Below are 20,445 nucleotides of genomic sequence, written 5' to 3'. Positions count from 1 at the left end.
GAACAAACGACGTAGTAGTTGTGCAGTAGTGCTGGCACGGAGATTGGCAAAGGGCAGACCCATCGTCCTTCGTCCAGGTCCCGGGCAGAGACCGTTTCATCGCTCAGTCCGTAACTCGCTTACGGCGTCATCGATTTCGCTTATGGCGATTGCTGCACGCTTTTGCAACTGACGGCCACTTGGGGGTGAGGACTAACTGCCGCCGATGTTTAGAGAAGAGCTCTACTCCCCAGACCGGACTGCAGGGCTTTGAGTTGTTGACTCACAGTGATATGTAGCTCTATCGGCACCAGAATCGGATCGTCAGCGCTCGCTCCATTGAGCAACATGTCTGGAGTTTCCCTCGTAAGGGGAAGGAAGTACCGTCGCGGCAAATCGGCTGCACAGTTGCAGTTCAGTATTGACTCCCAGCTTGGCATAAATATTTCTACGATGGACCTTGACGGTCTGTGCACTGATCTCCAGCAGGCGAGCAATTTCTTTGGTGCACTTGCCTTGTAACATCCATCGAGTGATTTCCCGCTCCCGCACGGTCAGCAGCTCCTCACCGAATCTGGCCAGACGTGTTTCGATGGAATGTGGCATAAGATGCGCGTCTTGCTTTACCGATCGCTGCTTCCAGAAATTTTTCAGCAAACACTCGATCAGCGGATATACGCTGCTCAAGGTTGCCAGTTCGTCTTCATGGGCAACACCGCCACGTCGGCCAATCGATAGCACCAGGGATTGGCGGGGCGCCACTGGCAACAAGATATCTATCTCGTCATTGAGGTGTAGATCCTCATAGTAGGTTCGGTAGTACGCAGAGTTTTTCAGCGAGCAAGTACTTGCATTGATTTGAATCACGCTACCCGTGCCGTCATATCGAAGCTTATCCAGCAGCGGGTCGTCTTTGTATGCCGATGCGAGGTAAATTTCGAAATACTGATAATGCCGATGCGCTGGGATGTCATGAGAAATGATTATCGGCAAATCGCTGCCATGGTCATACGCCTTGAGGATGAAAGTATCGTGTTCGATAAATTGTTTCATCGCATCGGAAAGCAATCCCGGAAGGCCATTCTCCAATTGTCTGTCAAACAGACTTGCAAGGACCATATTCCAGTTCACAACTTCCTGGAGCGACAATATCTGATTGAGTGCCATGTTCAATACCGCTTGTTCGAGAGCGATTGCAGGGAGAAATTAAGCAAAAAACGCGCCAGAGGCGCTGTGCACGAACCTTTGTGGACTGGACCGCCAGAGTTGCCCCATCAGGCAGGGGCCCTTGCTCACTCTGGGCCCAGCGAATCTGCCTAAATCACTTCAGGGCGTGTTGAAAACAGTGGGAATGGCTGTCCCGAATGTTACTCCACGTATCGCAACTCTTTCTAAACAGTTAGAGAGTGTCCCGATTTTCCACACCCGGTCAAACTATCGTGAGCGGTCAGTAGAGGGACTCTTTCATTGCCGACTGGTAATGGGTTAACGACCTACCCCAATAGTTGTATGTACAGCCACCGGTCTATTTTTTATTTTTCTCTCAGGCCTGCCCCAAACGCCTGATCGTACTAGGCGTGGGGCGATTTAAAACATAATTACAAGGGCACTATGGTTCCGCATATAAGTAACTGCTCTTGTCTTTCCTGAAGGTAGTAATTACAAAATTAGCTCGCTACTCATTCACATGTCATGGTGCCGTTGCTACAGACAATGCAAGTACCATGAAAAATGCTGGCAAACCTTTACCTTTCGGATGCGAATGCGGCGCCGCTAAAGGCGTTTTTACATAAAGGCATCGCTTTATTTGAATCAAAATCCCGATGTAAGAACGACCTCGGTCGGTCGAAAGTGTTCTTATGGCTATTCAAGCTAGCGCTTGGGAAATTTCCTACAAGTTGCTGGGATAAATCCTTCGCTTCTAATGAAATGGAATTGCCAGAATTTTCCCCTCAAGTCATTGGCAGAGTAACTGGCGAGATGTGCTCCCCTAGCGTCCTGGTTTTAGCAGAACAATCGTTTCAGCGTGGCGCGTTAGTTACGGCTCTCCAGCATCTGGGTGTCGAGGATATTTTGCAGGCGGATGACAGCGAGCGGGCCCTGACGCAAATATACCGGGCGGGAGGCGTTGACATTGTGCTTTGTGACCTGAGCAATACGACCGTCAACTGTCTGGACTTTCTGACTCAGGTCGGAGAGAACGGCATGGCGCGTGCGGTTGTACTGTGCAGCGAGCTGAAGCCGGAATTGCGCCGTGCAGTCGAACAGATGACCTGTCTTTCGGGGTTGCAGATGCTCGGCGTCATGAGCAAACCCACGCAGCTGTATAGGTTGCAGGAAATCCTCAGTCGCTATTCTCGCCGGCGGCCGGCACCGGACGTCGAGTCGGCGCCTCACTCCAGGCTCCCGAGCGAGGAGGACGTGCGGCGGGGACTGGCCCAGGGGGAGTTCAGGGCCTGGTTCCAACCCAAATTCGATTTGAAAACTTCCGCGGTGGCCGGGGCCGAGGCACTGGTGCGTTGGCAGCACCCGGTCAGAGGCCTGTTGTTGCCCAGGGACTTTCTGGCGGCCGTGCTGGCCTATGACCTGATCGACGAAATGCTCAAGCAGCTGCTGGAGCAAGGGATGACTTTGCTGAATGCCTTGCGCCGATCCGGTCTGGGCCTGGAGTTGGCGTTCAACCTTCACGCCTCGCAATTGGCCCGCAATGACCTGATCGAGCACATCGAGCAGCTGTTGAAGCGCCACGGTTTCCCAGGATGGACGTTGTTGTTCGAAGTGGCTGAAAACGGCTTGCTGGATGTTCCTCGCACGACGCGGGAAAACCTCCAACGCTTGCGCATGATGGGGTGCGGCCTGTCGATCGATGATTTCGGCATGGGCTTTTCATCGTTGACGTTGCTCTGCCAACTGCCGTTCAACCAGCTCAAGCTCGACGGCCAGCTTGTCCGCTCCATCGAGGATCCGCGGACTCATGCGATGGTCACCAGCACTGTGGCACTGGCCCGCGCGCTGAACATGAGCCTGGTGATCGAAGGCGTCGGCAGCCGCGTTATCCGCGACGGGCTGGTGGCGATGGGGTGTTCATTTGGCCAGGGCTTCTACCTGGCGCGTCCGATGGAGGCCCAGCGGTTCTTGCGGTGGTTGCAGGAGTCTGATTCACCCACTTGAAAGCGTCAGTCTCGGTTCCTCAAACAGCTCGATATAACTGCCTGATTACTGAGTGATCCGGGCGGCATAAACCGGTGATTTGTTCCATACTTTTTAAATGCATGGCCCATTCCGTCACTGGTATTTTCCTGTGCGTATTGCAGTGAGGTTCAAATGCATAAAGCGTTGATTGTAGACGATCATCCCTTCATTCGGGCGACGGTGAAAGTGTTGCTTGAGCGTGAGCAATTCGAAGTCGTTGGCGAGGCTGACAATGGTGCCGATGCCGTGCAAATGGCTCGCAAGTATCAGCCGGAACTGATTCTGCTGGACATCGCCATGCCCAGCCTCGACGGACTGGAAGTCATCAACCGGATAAGTGCGCTGAAACTGTCGAGCAAGATCCTGGTGTTGACCTCTCAGTCTGCAGCGTTCTATGCCATGCGCTGCATGAAGGCGGGCGCTGCCGGTTATATCTCGAAAACCGATGAATTGAGCGAGCTGAGCAAAGCGATCAAGGCGCTGATGGCCGGCTATACCTTTTTCCCCAACCTTGCAGGAAACTCTGTACGTCGCAGCGACATAGACTCCACCGAGCTGGAGATGATTCGCGGCCTGTCCGATCGAGAACTGGTCATCTTGCAGCAACTTGCCAGGGGCCTGAGCAACAAGGAAATCGGTGATGCCATGTTGTTGAGCAACAAGACCGTCAGCACTTATAAAACCCGCCTCATTGAAAAGCTCAATGTGAAGTCGGTGGTGTATCTGGCTGACTTTGCCAAGCGCAATAACCTGATCTAGATGAAAACTCTTCTGCGTTACTTTGGGCTGGCCGCCTGTCTGCTCGGTCAGTTGGGGAGTGTTTCGCCGGTACAGGCTGCGGTGCAAACCCTGAACCTCTTCGGTCGTTCGAATGGCGAACTGCCTTCGGTCGTTCTGGATGAGGCGGACTGGCGCTGGTTGCGCGATAAAGGATCACTGCGTCTGGGTGCATCGCTGCCGGACAGCGCGCCCTTCGGCATGATTACTGGAGGCCAGGACTACGAGGGCATCACGGCCGATTATGCCGCGCTGCTGGCCGGCATGTTGCACATCAAGATCGAAGTGCTTCGTTATGATTCCCAGGCCGAGGCAATGCGGGCGCTGAGGGACGGTGAGCTGGATCTGGTGGGTACCGTCAACAGTTTCGATGGGACAGATCCAGAGCTGGCGCTCACCAGTGCCTATGTGCAGGCCCCGTCGGTGCTGGTGACGCGCAGCGGCGCCGGCCAGGTGCTGGCGCCAGACCTGGCTGGCAACCGCCTTGCCATCGTTGATCACGTTCAGCCGACGGACGCGGTCACCGCGAACTACCCCAAGGCTGCGCTACAGCTGCACTCATCGGCCCAGAGCGCGATCGGCGCCGTGGCATTCAATCAGGCAGATGCGTATCTGGGCGATGCCGTCAGTACCCATTATCTGGTCGGCAAATACTTCCTCAATGACGTCTACCTGACGACGTTGTCGAGTGTGTTCAGCACGCATTTCTCGTTCGCCCTGAATCAGCGCAACGGTCAGCTCCTGCAGATCATCAATGCAGCGCTGGAGGTGATCCCGATCAGCGATCGCATGACGATCCTGCATCGGTGGGGGGCAGGGGACCTCAACGTTGCCGGCCTTGATTCTCTCCAGTTCACCGTAGCCGAACAACGCTGGATGCAAAAGCACCCTCGGCTGACCGTGGCCGTCAACGACAGTCTCCCGCCGGTCTCCTTTTTTGATGGGCAGGGCGAATTCCGGGGCATCGGCGCCGAGGTGCTGGCCAAGGTCAGCCAGCGCACCGGTCTGAAATTCGATGTCCTGCGCAGCAGCTCGATGGAGAAACTGGTCGAGCAGGTCCGGGCCGGCAATGCGGATCTGATCGCGGCCTTCACCCCCAGCACGGTCCGTGAAGGCGAACTGCGGTTCACCCGGCCTTATATGACCAGCCCGTTTGTCCTGATCACGCAGAACGAGGCGGGCAGCGCGCAATCCCTTGAGGGCATGGTTGGCAAGCGACTGGCGATGCGGCGCGGCAATGCGTTGCAGGAGTACATTCGTGAGACATTCCCGGGTATCCAATTGGTCGAGACAGCGACGTCGGCCGAGGCCTTGGCGTTGGTGGACAAAGGCGAGGCGGACGGTGCCCTCAATTCGCTGATCAACGGGCGCTACATGATTCTGCGTCAGTACCGCGACCGTCTGCGGGTGGCCGGTGTGGTCGGTCCGCTGTCGGCCCAGACGGGTTTCGCCACCGATCGTGGGGCGCTGGAACTGTATTCGATTCTGGACAAGGCCCTGCAAAGCATTCCTCCGGAGGAGCTGGATGAACTGACGAGCCGATGGCGCCACGACGTGGTGATTGATAACGACAGCTGGCTGCACCATCGCTCGGCGGTCATCCAGGGGTTTGTCATTTTCGCGCTGTTGCTGATTCTGGCGCTGTTCTGGATCGTTCATCTGCGCAAACTGGTGTCTATCCGTGAAAAGGCCGAACTGGCGCTCAACGATCAGATGGAGTTCATGAGGGCCTTGATCGATGGCACGCCCCATCCGATTTACGTACGCGACCGTGAAGGTCGACTGATCAGTTGCAACTCGGCCTACCTGGACGCGCTGGGCCTGCCGCGCGAAGCCGTGATGGGCAAGCGACTGATCGACAGCCCGGTGGTTGGGCATTCCGATGCTCAGACGTTCCAGGCCGAATACGTCAAGGTCATGGAGAGCGGCACGCGATGGATTAAGGATCGCACCTACACTCACAGCGATGGTGTGGTGCACACGGTGTATCACTGGATGCTGCCGTATCACACCAGTGAAGGCGTGGTGATGGGCATCATTGCCGGCTGGATCAACATCAGCGACCGCCAGCGTCTGATGGATCAACTGCAGAGCGCCAAGAAAAGCGCCGACGACGCCAACCGGGCGAAAACCACCTTTCTGGCGACCATGAGCCATGAAATCCGCACGCCGATGAATGCCGTGATCGGCATGCTCGAGTTGGCGATGAAGAAGGCCGACCAAGGCGTGATGGACCGGTTCGCCATCGAAGTGGCCTCAGGCGCGGCCCGGGGGTTGCTGGATCTGATCGGCGACATTCTCGACATTGCCCGTATCGAATCCGGCCGCCTGTCCCTGACCCCGGAACGGGCCAGCCTGCGTGAGCTGGTCGAGTCGGTGGTGCGCATGTTCGAAGGGGTGGCGCGGCAGAAGGGGGTGCGGCTGTTGCTGGATTTCGACCTCAAGGCCTGTCGCGATGTCCTGATCGATCCCCTGCGTTTCAAACAGATTCTGTCCAACCTTCTGAGCAACGCGATCAAGTTCACCGACGAAGGCGAAGTGCGTTTGAGCGTTCAGACTGTACTCGGCGTGTGCGGCGAGCGTCTGGCGATTCATGTCCAGGTGAAGGATTCCGGCATCGGCATTTCGGCCGAAGATCAGGCGCTGTTGTTCAACCCGTTCGGCCAGGCCCGCAATAATCATCAGTCGGCGCGGGGTGGTTCGGGGTTGGGGCTGGTCATCAGCCGTACCTTGTGCGAAATGATGGACGGGCACTTGCACCTGACCAGCGTGCCGGGCAAGGGCACACAGATCGATATCCGCCTCGATCTTCTGATCCTGCAACCTGTGCCCGCTGCCGAGTCGCCTGCGGCCGTGCTCACGGATCAGGCGAGTGTGTTGAACATTTTGGTGATCGACGATTACCCGGCCAACCGATTGCTGCTCTCTCAGCAATTGTCTTACCTCGGTCACAGCGTCAGCGACGCCGAGGACGGCGCCCATGGCCTGCGCGCCTGGCGCAACGGCCATTTCGATGTGGTGATCACTGACTGCAACATGCCGGTCATGAACGGTTATGAATTGACACGGGCCATCCGTGACGAAGAAAAGTCCTCGGGGGCCGAGCCTTGCTTGATCCTCGGTCTGACCGCCAATGCTCAGCCAGAGGAAAAAGACCGCTGTCTGGCAGAGGGGATGGATGACTGCCTCTTCAAACCGATCAGCCTGGGTGACCTGAGTGCCCGGCTTGCCTCGGTGCAGTCCGGGGCGGAGCCATCTACGGATGGCGCCCCGAGCCCTGTTTTCGAGGGCGACATCAATCTGAGCAGCCTGCAGCAACTGACCCATGGCGATCACAACGCGATCAGGAAATTGCTGGGGGATCTGGCCAGCAGTAATGAAGAGGATATGTTGCGGCTCATCAAGCTGTTCGGCGAGCATGACTTGTCGGGGCTTTCCAGTCTGGCCCATCGGGTCAAGGGCGGGGCGCGGCTCATCAAGGCAGGCAGTCTGATCCTGTGCTGCGAGCAGTTGGAAACCGTCTGTATGGGGGCTGACTCTGCCGCCCTGACAGAAGCGGTGGATGCGTTGCAACAAGCGATGGAGCAATTGGCGCATACGTTGGAGCGGCACATGGCTGATCCAGACGCTGTCGAGAGAGGGGCCGGCGTCGCCGTCGATTAGAAGTCGGTCTTTGGGAAAAATCCTACATTGACAAGGAAGTTTCCTAAAGATGCCCGCAGGCCAAGCCCGGACAATTGGCTCATTCCCTCTCTTGTGAGCTGCGTCCATGTCCATGCTCCCTTTGCGTATTCTGGTTCTTGGCGACACGGCATCCGGTGCTTCAGGGGTGGCCAACAGGCTGCGACAAGCCGGTTGCCAGGAAGTCTTTATTGCCACCGAGAGCGTGCAAGCCCTCGCGATCCTCGAACAGACCGGTCCAGTGGATATTACGCTGTGCGACTTGCGCATGGAGAATGCGGGCGTCCTGGACTTTCTGCAGGGGATGGACCGATTCGGGTTGGCAGGATCGATCATCGTCAGCAGCACACTATTGGCCGAAGCACGCAGTGTACTGGGGTCATTGGTGGCGCTTTTGGGCATGGCGCTGCAGGGCGATGTCAGCAAGCCTTTGCAACCCGGGGCATTACAGCTATTGCTGGCCAAACACTTGAACGAGCCCATCAACGAATCGGGTGTGCTGCCTGTCGTACCGGCCACTGAAGAAGAGGTTCGTCGGGCGCTCGCCGGCCATCAGTTGCACACCTACTTTCAGCCCAAGTTCAATCTGCAGACCGGCGAGGTGTGCAGCATCGAAGCGCTGGCGCGTTGGCACCATCCCTTCAAAGGTGTCTTGCCGCCCTTGGTGTTCATGCCGGTTATCGAGCGGTGCGGATTGATGGATGAGTTGCTGTTCCTTCAACTGGAACAAGGTCTGAGGCTCCAGCGCCAGGCACTCAATCAGGGATTTGCCCTGAACGTCGCGTTCAATCTGCATGCGGGGCAACTGGTCAACCCGGAACTCTCGGGCCGGATCCAGGCCATATTGGCGGCTCATGATCTGCCCGGTTCCGGGCTTACCTTCGAGCTGACCGAAACGGGGTTGCTCGAAGCTCCGGCGATCAGCCTGGAAAGCCTGGTGCGCCTGCGAATGATGGGCTGCAGTCTGTCAATCGATGATTTCGGTGCAGGCTTTTCTTCATTGCAGCGGTTGTGTCAGTTGCCGTTCAACGAAATCAAACTCGATGGCGAGTTCGTGCGTGGTCTCAAGCACGAGCCGCGTCGCCGCGCCGTGATCAGTAGCACTCTGGCCTTGGGCGAAGCGCTGGGCATGTCGGTGGTGGTCGAAGGGATTGAAACCGAAGAACAACGCACAGTGCTGTTGGAACTTGGCTGTACGCAAGGGCAGGGTTACTTGTGCGCGCGACCGATGTCGGCGGCAAGTTTATTGAACTGGCTGGACCTTCAACGAGGGATGACGGCCAGTTATTGAGCGGACCTCTCAAGTGCGCGACTTATTGGTTGTCAGTCATGCATGAACTTATTTAGAAATCGCATAACGCCAAAAACATTTATTACATGTTCTTTGGCGTTTTTTGCTTGGGCGTGTTGATGCACCTCACTGAAGTTGGCTGGGAAATTTCCTACAAACAGCAGGAAATTTCCTAACTGAATTCGCCATGCAAGTCGAGACAATAGGATGACTTGATTCCATTGCGATGCCTGTTTGCTACGTCAAACGAGGTTTGATTCTCGTCGTTTCCAGACGTGAGTCGATATTTGCCGGCAAGGTTTTATATACGCAATCGAATTAAACGCGAACGTTGTCACGCCATGGATGACGCGGATTTCGAGGTTGGCTCTCGCCAAATTAACAAAATGAACAAAATTTACTCTGTGGTTTGGAACTCTTCGATGCGCTGCTGACAAGTCGCATTTCCATTACTTTGGCGGAGAGCCAGTCATGAACAAAGTTTATCGTACAGTCTATAACCATGCCCTCGACACCTGGGTTGCAGTTTCTGAATTGGTTGCGGCCAAAGGCAAGAGATCGGGATCCAGGTGCGTCGCCGGCGTGGGCATTGCGTCGGGGGATTCGGTATGGGGGAATTCCCTCGGGGGCGGATTTTTGCTGAAAAGTTTAGTGGCGGCGTTAGTCTTGGTGCTGCCGTTAACGGGACATGCCTCATACTCACCTCCAAGTAACGGATCAGGCTGCGGCAGCGGTGCCGTTAACTATACGGGTGTAGACGGTTCCACCCAAACTCGAACTTTTGGGGATGGGAGTGGAAATACTTCGATACTTTCCGGCTGTGACAGCAATGCAACTGGCTTAGTCGGCGCAACCTTGATCGGCACAGGTTTGGTCGCGAATGGAAAGTACGCCACCGCGGTTGGCTATCTGAGTGTGGCAGGAATACAGGCTACCGCTCTGGGCACGCAAGCCACCGCAGCCAACTACAGCATCGCCATTGGCGCTTTGAGTAAGACTTCCGCAGATGGAGCTATTGCAATCGGCGGGTACCCTGCTGCGGGTGTTGCGAACGCTGTGGGCGCGCAAGCGGCTGCGACGAATGCAATTGCAGTCGGCAGCGGGTCATCTGTCGTCTCGACGGCTACTTCAGGCATCGCCGTTGGCAATGGCGCCACAGTCAATGGCGCTTTCGGTATTGCACAGGGTGACGGGATTATCAGTGGCGCGACCGGCCAGAACGTTGCGATCGGTTCGTCCGGCACCACTGCTAATTCCAGCACGGCTGCCGGCGGTGCAGTGGCCATCGGACGCGGACAGAAAGCCACGGGCAACGGCGCAGTTGCGATCGGCGATCCGAACGTAGCGAACGGTACCGGCGCGGTGACGATGGGGGCGGACAATACGGCGGCAGGCAATCTGGCCGGTACGATCGCTGCCAATGGCGCGGTTGCCATCGGCAATGCCAATAGCGCGATCGGTCAAGGTTCGGTGGCACTGGGTAATGCCAGCAATGCGGCTGCAGCAGGCGCCGTGGCGCTGGGCGATACCGCAGTGGCTAACAATACCAACGATGTGGCGATAGGTTCGAAGTCAACTACAGCTGCTCCGCATACCGGCACGACTGCGCAATTCGGTGCTACTGCAGCGGGCGTGCAAGCAGCGGCTTCGACCAATGGTGTGGTGTCGGTGGGGGCGGCAGGTACTGAGCGTCAGATCCAGAACGTTGCGGCAGGCGTGATTTCTGCCACCAGCACCGACGCAATTAACGGCTCTCAGCTGAATTCGGTCGTCACCGGCGTCAACAACCTGGGCACAACAACAGCCAGCACGCTGGGCGGCGGCGCGACCTACAGTTCGGCGACTGGCAATATCACCGGCTTCAGCCAGCCGATCAATAGTGTCAGCGCTACCGGTGCAGTGACTGGGCCTACAGGGCAGACGACAGTTGCGGCTGCCTTGACAGCGCTCAACACCAATGTCAATAACACGGCCAATATCGCCGTCAAATACGATGCCGCCGGCGGCACCAAGATCACTTTGGGGGCGACTGGCGGCGCCGGTGCAGGTGCTCCGGTAACGATCACCAATCTGGCACCGGCGACGTTGAATGCCACTAGTACGGATGCGGTGAACGGGTCGCAGCTGTTTGCCACCAACACTACCGTTAATAACATCAACAACGGCGCGGGTATCAAATACTTCCACACCAACTCGACCTTGGCCGACAGCACCGCCACCGGTACCGACAGCGTCGCAGTGGGACCTACCGCCAACGCCACTGCTACTAACGCTGTAGCCCTGGGCAATGGCGCTACGGCAGGATCGGCTAACTCTGTGGCCCTGGGCAGCGGCGCTTCCGCCACTGGCACGACGCTGGGCACCGCTGCCTATGGGGTCGGCGGCACTGCCACCACAGGCGGGGAAGTTAACGTGGCTAATGGTGCTAATGGTCGTCGCATCACCGGTCTTGCCGCCGGTTCCAGTGCTACCGATGCAGTCAACGTCAGCCAACTGAATAAGGTGGGGCAGGACACGGCAACGGCCCTGGGCGGCGGTGCCGCACTCGATGCGAACACCGGAGCATGGACGGCGCCCAGCTATTCCACTAACAGCATCAGCGTGACCGGCAGCAACACCGGCCCTCTGGTCAGCACCAACGTGGGCGTGGCGCTGAACAACCTCAATACGAGCGTGACCAACACCGCTGCTGTGGCGGTGAAATACGACGATGCCTCCACCAAAACTCAGGTGACCTTCAACCCGGCAGGCACCTCGGTGAAGTTGACCAATGTCGCGGCCGGTGCCTTGAACGCTTCCAGCACCGACGCAGTGAATGGCTCGCAGTTGTTCGCCACCAACCAGACCGTCGACAACATCGTCAACAACGGTGCGGGCATCAAGTATTTCCACAGCAACTCGACCCTGGCCGACAGCAGCGCGACGGGCCAGGACAGCGTGGCCATCGGCCCGCTCGCGAGTGCAACCATTGCCAACGGTGTGGCGCTGGGCGCCAACTCGTCCGCCACGGGCACAACATTGGCCAATGCGGCTTATGGGGTCGGCGGTGCAGCGACGGCGGGTGGCGAAGTCAACATCGCCAACGGCGCCAATGGTCGTCGTATCACCGGTCTTGCCGCCGGTTCCAGCGCGACGGATGCCGTCAACGTCAGCCAACTGAATAAAACGGGTCAGGACACAGCGACCGCCCTGGGCGGCGGTGCGGCACTCGATGCGAGTACCGGAGCATGGACGGCGCCGAGTTATTCGACCAACAGCATCAGTGTGACCGGCAGCGACACCGGGCCTTTGGTCAGTAATAACGTTGGCGCGGCGCTGAACAACCTCAATACCAGCGTGACCAACACCGCTGCCGTGGCGGTGAAATACGACGATGCCACGACTAAAAACCAGGTGACCTTCAACCCGGCCGGAACCGCGGTGAAGTTGACCAATGTTGCGGTCGGAACCCTGAATGCCACCAGCACCGACGCGGTAAACGGTTCGCAGCTGTTCGCGACTAATCAAACCGTCGACGGTCTCGTCAATAACGGTGCAGGGATCAAGTATTTCCATAGCAACTCGACCCTGGCCGACAGCAGCGCAACCGGCCAAGACAGCGTGGCCATCGGCCCGCTCGCAAGTGCGACCGTTGCCAACGGTGTGGCGCTGGGTTCCAACTCGTCGGCCACGGGCGCGACACTGGCCAATGCAGCTTATGGTGTAGGCGGGGCGGCGACTGGGGGTGAAGTCAATATCGCCAACGGCGCCGATGGTCGTCGCATCACGGGTCTCGCCGCCGGCTCCAGCGCGACGGATGCGGTCAACGTCAGCCAACTGAATAAAACCGGGCAGGACACAGTGACTGCTCTGGGCGGAGGCGCGGCGCTTGATGCGAATACCGGAGCATGGACGGCCCCCAGCTATTCCACCAACAGCATCAGCACAACTGGCAGCAACACTGGGCCTTTGGTCAGCAACAACGTGGGCGCGGCGTTGAACAACCTCAATACCAGCGTGACCAACACCGCAGCGGTTGCGGTGAAATACGACGATGCTTCCACCAAAACCCAGGTGACCTTTAACCCAGCAGGCACCGCTGTGAAGTTGACCAACGTTGCGGCCGGTGCCTTGAACGGCACCAGCACCGACGTGGTGAACGGTTCGCAGTTGTTCGCGACCAACCAGACCGTCGATAACATTGTGAATAACGGCGCTGGCATTAAATACTTCCACAGCAACTCGGTGCTCGCCGACAGCAGCGCAACCGGCTTGGACAGCGTGGCCATCGGCCCGGTAGCAAGTTCGACCGTTGCCAACGGCGTAGCGCTGGGTTCCAACTCATCCGCCACCGGCACGACGTTGACCAATGCAGCTTACGGTGTGGGTGGTGCAGCAACCGGTGGCGAAGTGAACATCGCCAATGGCGCTGATGGCCGTCGCATTACTGGCCTTGCCGCCGGCTCCAGCGCAACGGATGCGGTCAATGTCAGCCAACTGAACAAAGCAGGCCAAGACACGGCGGCCGCCTTGGGCGGTGGCGCGGCACTTGATGCGAGCACCGGGGCATGGACGGCGCCCAGTTATTCCACCAACAGCATCAGCGCAACCGGTGCCAACACCGGCCCATTGGTCAGCAGCGACGTTGGTGCGGCACTGAGCAACCTCAACACCAGCGTGACCAACACCGCTGCCGTGGCGGTGAAGTACGACGATGCTTCCACCAAAACCCAGGTGACCTTCAATCCGGCAGGTGCGGCGGTGAAGTTGACCAATGTCGCGGCCGGAACCTTGAACGCCAGCAGCACCGACGCAGTGAACGGCTCACAGCTATTCACGACCAACCAGACTGTCGACAACATCGTCAACAACGGCACCGGAATCAAGTACTTCCACAGCAATTCGGTTCTCGCCGACAGCAGTGCTACGGGCCAGGACAGCGTGGCCATCGGCCCGCTCGCGAGCGCGACCATTGCCAACGGCGTGGCGCTGGGTTCCAACTCGTCCGCCACCGGCACGACGTTGGCCAATGCAGCTTATGGTGTCGGCGGGGCGGCGATCGGGGGCGAGGTCAACATTGGCAATGGTGCTGATGGTCGTCGCATTACCGGTTTGGCGGCGGGCAGTTCGGCGACCGACGCCGTCAACGTCGGCCAACTGAACAAAGCAGGCCAAGACACGGCGACTGCCCTGGGCGGCGGTGCGGCGCTTGATGCGACCACCGGGGCATGGACAGCGCCCAGTTATTCCACCAACAGCATCAGCGCAACCGGCAGCAACACTGGGCCTTTGGTCAGCAATAACGTTGGCGCAGCGTTGACCAATCTGAATACCAGCTTGACCAACACCGCTGCTGTAGCGGTGAAATACGACGATGCGTCCACCAAAACACAGGTGACCTTCAACCCGGCGGGAACCGCGGTGAAGTTGACCAATGTTGCGGCCGGTGCGCTGAACGCCACCAGCACCGATGCAGTTAACGGCTCGCAGCTGTTCGCAACCAACCAGACCGTCGACAACCTCGTCAACAACGGCGCGGGCATCAAGTATTTCCACAGCAACTCGACCCTTGCCGATAGCAGCGCAACCGGTCAGGACAGCGTGGCGATGGGTCCGACGGCCGTTTCCGGTGGTGCCAACAGCGTTGCGCTGGGCAATGGCGCCACCGCCAACTTCGACAACAGCGTTGCCTTGGGCTCGGGCTCTTCTGCCGCGGGCGCGACGTTGGCCAATGCGGCTTATGGTGTCGGCGGGGCGGCGACCGGGGGTGAAGTGAACATCGCCAACGGCGCCGATGGACGGCGTATTACCGGTTTGGCGGCGGGCAGTTCGGCGACCGATGCGGTTAACGTCAGTCAACTGAATAAGGTGGGGCAGGACACGGCTACGGCCCTGGGCGGCGGTGCGGCGCCTGATGCGAACACCGGAGCATGGACGGCGCCCAGTTACTCCACCAACAGCATCAACGCGGTTGGTACCAACACCGGTCCGCTGGTCAGCACAAACGTTGGCGCAGCACTGACCAATCTAAACACCAGCCTGACCAACACCGCCGCTGTGGCAGTGAAATACGACGATGCCGCGACTAGAAATCAGGTGACCTTCAACCCGGCAGGGGCTGCGGTGAAGTTGACCAACATCGCTGTCGGTGCCTTGAACGCCACCAGCACCGATGCAGTTAACGGCTCGCAGTTGTTCGCAACCAACCAAACCGTCGACAACCTCGTCAACAACGGCGCGGGCATCAAGTATTTCCACAGCAACTCGACCCTTGTCGATAGCAGCGCGACGGGGCAGGACAGCGTGGCAATGGGCCCGACGGCCGTTTCCGGTGGTGCCAACAGTGTCGCGCTGGGCAATGGTGCCACGGCCGGTGTCGACAACAGTGTTGCTTTGGGCGCGGGCTCATCCGCCACAGGCGCGACGTTGGCCAATGCGGCCTATGGTGTCGGCGGGGCGGCGACAGGTGGTGAAGTGAACATCGCCAATGGCGCTGATGGCCGTCGCATTACTGGCCTTGTCGCCGGCTCCAGCGCAACGGATGCCGTCAACGTCAGCCAACTGAACAAAGCAGGCCAAGATACGGCGACTGCCCTGGGCGGTGGTGCAGCGCTTGATGCGAACATCGGAGCATGGACGGCGCCCAGTTACTCGACCAACAGCATCAGCGCAACCGGTGCCAACACCGGCCCATTGGTCAGCAACAACGTCGGCGCAGCGCTGAGCAACCTCAACACCAGCGTGACCAACACAGCCGCCGTGGCGGTGAAATACGACGATGCCACGACTAAAACTCAGGTGACCTTCAACCCGGCAGGCACCGCAGTGAAGTTGACCAATGTCGCGGCCGGAACCCTGAACGCCACCAGCACCGATGCAGTTAACGGCTCGCAGCTGTTCGCAACCAACCAGACCGTCGACAATCTCGTCAATAACGGCACCGGCATCAAGTACTTCCACAGCAATTCGGTACTGGCCGACGCGCAAGCCACAGGTCAGGACAGTGTGGCCATCGGGCCACAGTCCATTGCTGCAGGCGCCCATTCGCTCGCCGTCGGTTCGGGTGCCAACGTGGCGGCTGATGGCGGTCTCGCGCTGGGGCATCTGAGCCAGGCTCAGGTGGCGGGTGGTATCGCACTGGGCGACGGTTCGGTTGCCGACCGTGTCCTGGCACCGACGACGGGTTCGATTGCCGCCGGCGGTGGGACGATCATCTATGACACCTCGGACGCCACCTTGCTCGGCTCGGTTTCGGTGGGCAAGGCCGGCAGCTACCGACAAATCACCAATGTGGCGGACGCCACCGAAGATCACGACGCCGTGACCCTGCGTCAATTGACTGGAGCGATGGGCTCGTTGAGCTCAACCGGCACGCTGTTCTTCCATGCCAATTCGACGAACCCGGTGGACTCACTCGCCAGCGGCGCGGAGTCAATTGCTGTCGGTCCGGGCACCGTGGTCAATGGTGACAACGGCATTGGTCTGGGCAATCAGGCCAGTGTCGGCCAGGCCGCCGCGGGTGGCATCGCCATCGGTCGCAATACCCAGGTGTTACTGGCGTCCGGCATTGCCTTGGGCAGCGCGGCCCAGGCAGCGGCGGAGCAGTCGGTTGCGTTGGGCGCCGGGGCCAATGCCAGCCACGCCATGAGCGTGGCGCTGGGTTCGAGTTCGCTGACCAGGGTCGGCGCCGAGACGGGTTACAGCGCCTATCGACTGGCAGCACCGCAGACGTCAGTCGGTGAGATCGGCATCGGCACGGCACTGGGCAATCGCAAGCTCACCGGGCTGGCGGCTGGCTCGCAAGACAACGACGCGGTCAACGTGGCTCAACTGAAGCTGGTCGGCGATCAAGTGGATCAAAACACCACGGACATCACCCACCTGGGCGGTCGGATCGGCGGGCTTGAAACCCTGATCGGCGCGGGGGGTGGCATCAAGTATCTGCACGTCAACTCGACCAAGGCCGACTCCGCTGCCACCGGTACCGACGCAATGGTGTTGGGTGCCCAGGCCCAGGCGTCGGGCAATGGCTCGGTGGCGATGGGCAGCGGCGCCACGGCTGCCGCCGACGGCAGTGTTGCCGTGGGCAGTGGCTCGAGCGATGACGGACGCGGTGCAGAAACCTACAGCGGCAAGTATTCGGGGGCGAATAACGCAACCTCGGGCACCGTGTCGGTGGGCAACGCCAGCACCGGCGCAACCCGAACGGTCAGCAACGTTGCCGACGGCAAGAACGCCAATGATGCGGTCAATGTGCGCCAACTCGACGGTGCGGTGGTTGAAGCCAAGCAATACACGGATACCTCGATTGCCAATCTGGGGGCGAATGCGGGTCAGCAGGATGGTCGCATCACCACCGTTGAAAGTGATGTCGCCAACATCAAGAACGGCACCGACGGCATGTTCCAGGTGAACAACCGCAGCGCGGCGGCCAAACCGAAAGCCACGGGTGTCGACTCGATCGCCGGAGGTGCGGGGGCTGTAGCGTCGGGCAACAACAGCGCGGCGGTCGGCACAAGGTCTCAGGCCACCGGGGAAAACTCGGCTGCTCTGGGTAACGGGGCCAAGGCTTCGGCCAGGAATGCTACGGCTCTGGGCACCAACTCGGTGGCTGATCGTGAGAACAGTGTCTCGGTGGGCAGTGCTGGCAACGAGCGGCAGATAACCAACCTCGCGGCGGGTACCCACGGCACGGATGCGGTGAACCTCGACCAGTTGACCCGAAGCGTGGCGGACATCACCAGCAGTGCCAATGCCTACACCGACCAGCGCTATATGGAGCTGAAAAACGACCTCAAGCAGCAAGACGAAATTCTCAGTGCGGGGATTGCCGGTGCGATGGCCATGGCCAGTCTGCCGCAGTCGTATTCGCCAGGTTCCAGCATGACGACGGCGGCTGCGAGCACCTATCGCGGTCAAGCGTCGCTTGCCTTCGGTGTGTCGCATATGTCCAGCAATGGCCGGTGGGTGACCAAATTGCAGGGCAGCACCGACACCCAGCGCAAAGTGGGGCTGGCGGTGGGTATCGGTTATCAGTGGTGACCCGTTGATGGGTCTTGTGCAGGTCTCAATCCAATTTTTTCAGGCAGAAAACCATGAACATGAAATCCATTTCCGTCGCTCTCCTGATCACGCTGGTGGCGCTGGCCGGTTACGACATATTTCTGAAAGACAGACCGACGGATAACCCGCGTATCTGGCTGCGCATCCCTGCGTTACCCGTGATTCAGGATGCGATTTTCCAGCTGTCGCCCAGGTTCGACGAGCCGCGTAAAACACTGATGATGGAACAGCTTTGCGCGTTGGCGCGAGGCGAAGTGAAACAGGAACAGGTCAACGCCTCTCTCAAGCAGCAGGGGATCGACGCGCAGACTTTGCCTCGACAGGGCAGTCCGTTCTCGTTGTTGGTCAATGGTGATCAGCCTGGGCAAGCTTCGGCCTGTGCGGCGTATCTGGCGACGACGGTACTGTCGACTGTCAATGTGGCCGAGTTCATGCGCCCCGTCACCGTACCCGCCGCCAACGGCCAGCCAGAGAAATCGTCGTTGCAGATTGATAACGCTTTGCTGACGTCGGCGCTGTCGGTCAAGTTGGCCGTGGCGCGTGCCAACGCCGATGTATTCGCCTTGATCGCCGTCGAGTTGCAGCGCAGTCCAGGTCTGACGATACCGCAGTACCGTGAACAGGCCGGGCAGTTGTTTACCCGTCTGGCCCCGACTTACCTGCAGCGCATCAAGGAACAACTGCCACCCGCGAACACGCAGTACAAGCTGCTGCAAATGGACGACAGCCGCTTCCTCTTCAGCAGTTCCGTCGGCAGCGTATTCGAGTTCGGCCGCAACGGTCTGGTCCTGAGTCAGGGCGGTATCGTCTGGTATGGCAAAGGCCGGTTGATGGGGCAGGAATACCCGCTGCAGGTGGAGTGTTTTTCGGCGGCCGTCAAAGGGTTGCTGACATCGCCTGCGCCGCAACTGACCACCTCGATCCAGTGAAGGTGTGATGACCCATATCAACTGTCGAAACCTGAGTTATCCGCAGGTGGGTGGTGGCTGAAGCAGTCGATTGATTTTCTATTTCACATAAACGTCAACGGCAACGAGCAGGTCGACAGCCTGGTCGACCCGGCCATCAAGAGCGACACCAAGGTCTACCCGAGCCCGGACATGATGGGCAAGCTGTTCGCCCTGGAAGCCATGCCGCTGAATATCGAGCGGATCCGCACCGGCAACTGAGGCATTGCCGCCGCTCCCCGCTCTGGCGACCGCCAGCGGGGAGCGCGGCCTTCAGGGTCTTATCTTCAGTCGCATCGCCAGCACCATGCCCAGCAGCGCGGCAGCCAGCACCAGCGCCGCCGGGGCGGACCAGCCGGCGTAGGCGACGGCGGCACTCAGGGCGATGGGCGCGAGCACCTGGCCCAGGTAGTTGCCTTGCATCACCAGGCCCAGGCACAGCGGGACCAGCGCGGGCTGCGGCGAAGTCAGCGAAGTGCTGGCGAGGATGGTGGCGGGGAGCATGCCGGCCACCGCGCAAAAGAAGAAGCACAGAGGGATCACCAGGTCGGTCGGAGTGGCCGAGAGGAAGATGCCCATCCCGGAAAACCCCATGACGATACTGGTGCCGGCGAGCAGGACTTGCGGGCGGACGCCGCGCGACAGCAGCAGGCCGGCGCCGATGTTGCCGATGATATTGACCGCCACCACCGCGGCGCTGACCAGCCCGGCGCTGGTGATCGACAGCCCGACACGCTGCATGAGGAACACCGGCAGGAAGGCCATCACCGCAAAGAACTGCAGGTTGTAGGCGGTGAACATCAGCGCCATCAGCAGCGGCTGGCGGGCCCGCAGCACGCTGCTCAGCGAGTGGCGCAAGCCGGATTGCGTTTGGTGACGTAGCGCCAGCGGGTCCCTGGGTGTGGTCAGCGGCAACAGCAGGGCCGCCAGCAGAGTCAGGGCCGCGCCCGCGATCCAGCTCTGTTGCCAGCCCCCCAGCAATGGCCCGATAAGCATCGAGGTGCCGATACCGAACGCCATGAAGGTGCTCCAGATGCCGAACACCAGGTGGCGTTTGTGCGGTGGGACCAAGCGATTGAGCACCGCCGGCGCCGCGACCACCACCATGACGAAGCCCAAACCTTCGACAAAACGTGTGGCCAGCAGCCCGTGGAAGTCATGCAGGCTGGCACCCAATGCACTGGCGGCGCACATGATCAGCAGGCCCAGCGCCAGCAGATAACGATCGCCCCAGCGCTGGACGAGGATGCCGGCGGCGATGCCGCCGAACACCCCGACCAAGGGGAAGGCCGACATGATCCAGCTCAGGGACTCCAAGGAGCGACCGAATTCCTGCTGCAACTCGGGCAGGGCGATGGTGGCCTTGCCGATATGCAGCGCCGCGGCAATACCGGCAAACAGCACGTTGAACACGGCGGGCCAATACCCGGTATCGGCAACGGCGTAGCTGAGGCTGTCTGGCTTGGTTGAGGTCATGGGCTTCTCCGAAAGCAGGCGCGCGAGGATGGCCGGGGGGCGGCGCGCCAATGGGTCGGA

8 protein-coding genes and 3 pseudogenes are annotated in these 20,445 nt (G+C 59.6%); 9 read left to right on the top strand and 2 right to left on the bottom strand.

All coding sequences use genetic code 11. The features are described 5' to 3' along the window. Positions 1–303 precede the first annotated feature (303 nt). Positions 304–1,146, bottom strand: coding sequence for a helix-turn-helix transcriptional regulator (locus C4K38_RS16685; RefSeq protein WP_053279339.1), 843 nt, complete (start codon positions 1,144–1,146; stop codon positions 304–306). Between the two features lie 564 nt (positions 1,147–1,710). Here C4K38_RS16685 and C4K38_RS16680 point away from each other — a divergent pair. The 9 genes and pseudogenes from C4K38_RS16680 to C4K38_RS16650 form a co-directional block, all read left to right on the top strand. Further along, the gene (locus tag C4K38_RS16680) at positions 1,711–3,150 is read left to right on the top strand and encodes an EAL domain-containing response regulator (RefSeq protein ID WP_231998532.1); all 1,440 of its coding nucleotides are present in this window, start codon (positions 1,711–1,713) and stop codon (positions 3,148–3,150) included. A gap of 153 nt (positions 3,151–3,303) precedes the next feature. Next, positions 3,304–3,930 (top strand): response regulator transcription factor, encoded by a 627-nt coding sequence (locus tag C4K38_RS16675; protein WP_025808732.1) that lies wholly within the window; start codon positions 3,304–3,306, stop codon positions 3,928–3,930. Then, on the top strand, positions 3,931–7,611 hold the full coding sequence (locus C4K38_RS16670; protein ID WP_053279338.1) for a transporter substrate-binding domain-containing protein: 3,681 nt from the start codon (positions 3,931–3,933) through the stop codon (positions 7,609–7,611). A 106-nt stretch (positions 7,612–7,717) separates the two neighbouring features. Continuing rightward, complete coding sequence (locus C4K38_RS16665) at positions 7,718–8,920, top strand: EAL domain-containing response regulator (protein ID WP_053279337.1); 1,203 nt, start codon at positions 7,718–7,720, stop codon at positions 8,918–8,920. Positions 8,921–9,391: 471 nt separating this feature from the next. Next, positions 9,392–14,056: pseudogene (locus C4K38_RS32915) on the top strand (ESPR-type extended signal peptide-containing protein); the annotation flags it as partial. Between the two features lie 264 nt (positions 14,057–14,320). Further along, positions 14,321–14,416: pseudogene (locus C4K38_RS32910) on the top strand (hypothetical protein); the annotation flags it as partial. A gap of 90 nt (positions 14,417–14,506) precedes the next feature. Continuing rightward, positions 14,507–17,941 (top strand): YadA family autotransporter adhesin, encoded by a 3,435-nt coding sequence (locus C4K38_RS32905; protein WP_428842115.1) that lies wholly within the window; start codon positions 14,507–14,509, stop codon positions 17,939–17,941. A 53-nt stretch (positions 17,942–17,994) separates the two neighbouring features. Next, entirely contained in the window at positions 17,995–18,891 is an 897-nt protein-coding gene (locus tag C4K38_RS16655; RefSeq protein WP_053279334.1) for a hypothetical protein, read from the top strand. A 96-nt stretch (positions 18,892–18,987) separates the two neighbouring features. After that, positions 18,988–19,131: pseudogene (locus C4K38_RS16650) on the top strand (spermidine/putrescine ABC transporter substrate-binding protein PotF); the annotation flags it as partial. A gap of 51 nt (positions 19,132–19,182) precedes the next feature. Here C4K38_RS16650 and C4K38_RS16645 read toward each other — a convergent pair. After that, positions 19,183–20,385, bottom strand: coding sequence for an MFS transporter (locus tag C4K38_RS16645; RefSeq protein ID WP_053279614.1), 1,203 nt, complete (start codon positions 20,383–20,385; stop codon positions 19,183–19,185). Positions 20,386–20,445 lie beyond the last annotated feature (60 nt).

The organism is Pseudomonas chlororaphis subsp. piscium (assembly GCF_003850345.1).
Classification (GTDB): domain Bacteria; phylum Pseudomonadota; class Gammaproteobacteria; order Pseudomonadales; family Pseudomonadaceae; genus Aquipseudomonas; species Aquipseudomonas piscium.
This window is presented reverse-complemented; position numbering and strand designations above follow the sequence as displayed.

Excerpts from the sequence above, each read along its gene's own strand:
- C4K38_RS16685 (WP_053279339.1), bottom strand. The coding sequence starts at position 1,146 with ATGGCACTCAATCAGATATTGTCGCTCCAGGAAGTTGTGAACTGGAAT.
- C4K38_RS16680 (WP_231998532.1), top strand. The coding sequence starts at position 1,711 with ATGCTGGCAAACCTTTACCTTTCGGATGCGAATGCGGCGCCGCTAAAG.
- C4K38_RS16675 (WP_025808732.1), top strand. The coding sequence starts at position 3,304 with ATGCATAAAGCGTTGATTGTAGACGATCATCCCTTCATTCGGGCGACG.
- C4K38_RS16670 (WP_053279338.1), top strand. The coding sequence starts at position 3,931 with ATGAAAACTCTTCTGCGTTACTTTGGGCTGGCCGCCTGTCTGCTCGGT.
- C4K38_RS16665 (WP_053279337.1), top strand. The coding sequence starts at position 7,718 with ATGTCCATGCTCCCTTTGCGTATTCTGGTTCTTGGCGACACGGCATCC.
- C4K38_RS32905 (WP_428842115.1), top strand. The coding sequence starts at position 14,507 with ATGGGTCCGACGGCCGTTTCCGGTGGTGCCAACAGCGTTGCGCTGGGC.
- C4K38_RS16655 (WP_053279334.1), top strand. The coding sequence starts at position 17,995 with ATGAACATGAAATCCATTTCCGTCGCTCTCCTGATCACGCTGGTGGCG.
- C4K38_RS16645 (WP_053279614.1), bottom strand. The coding sequence starts at position 20,385 with ATGACCTCAACCAAGCCAGACAGCCTCAGCTACGCCGTTGCCGATACC.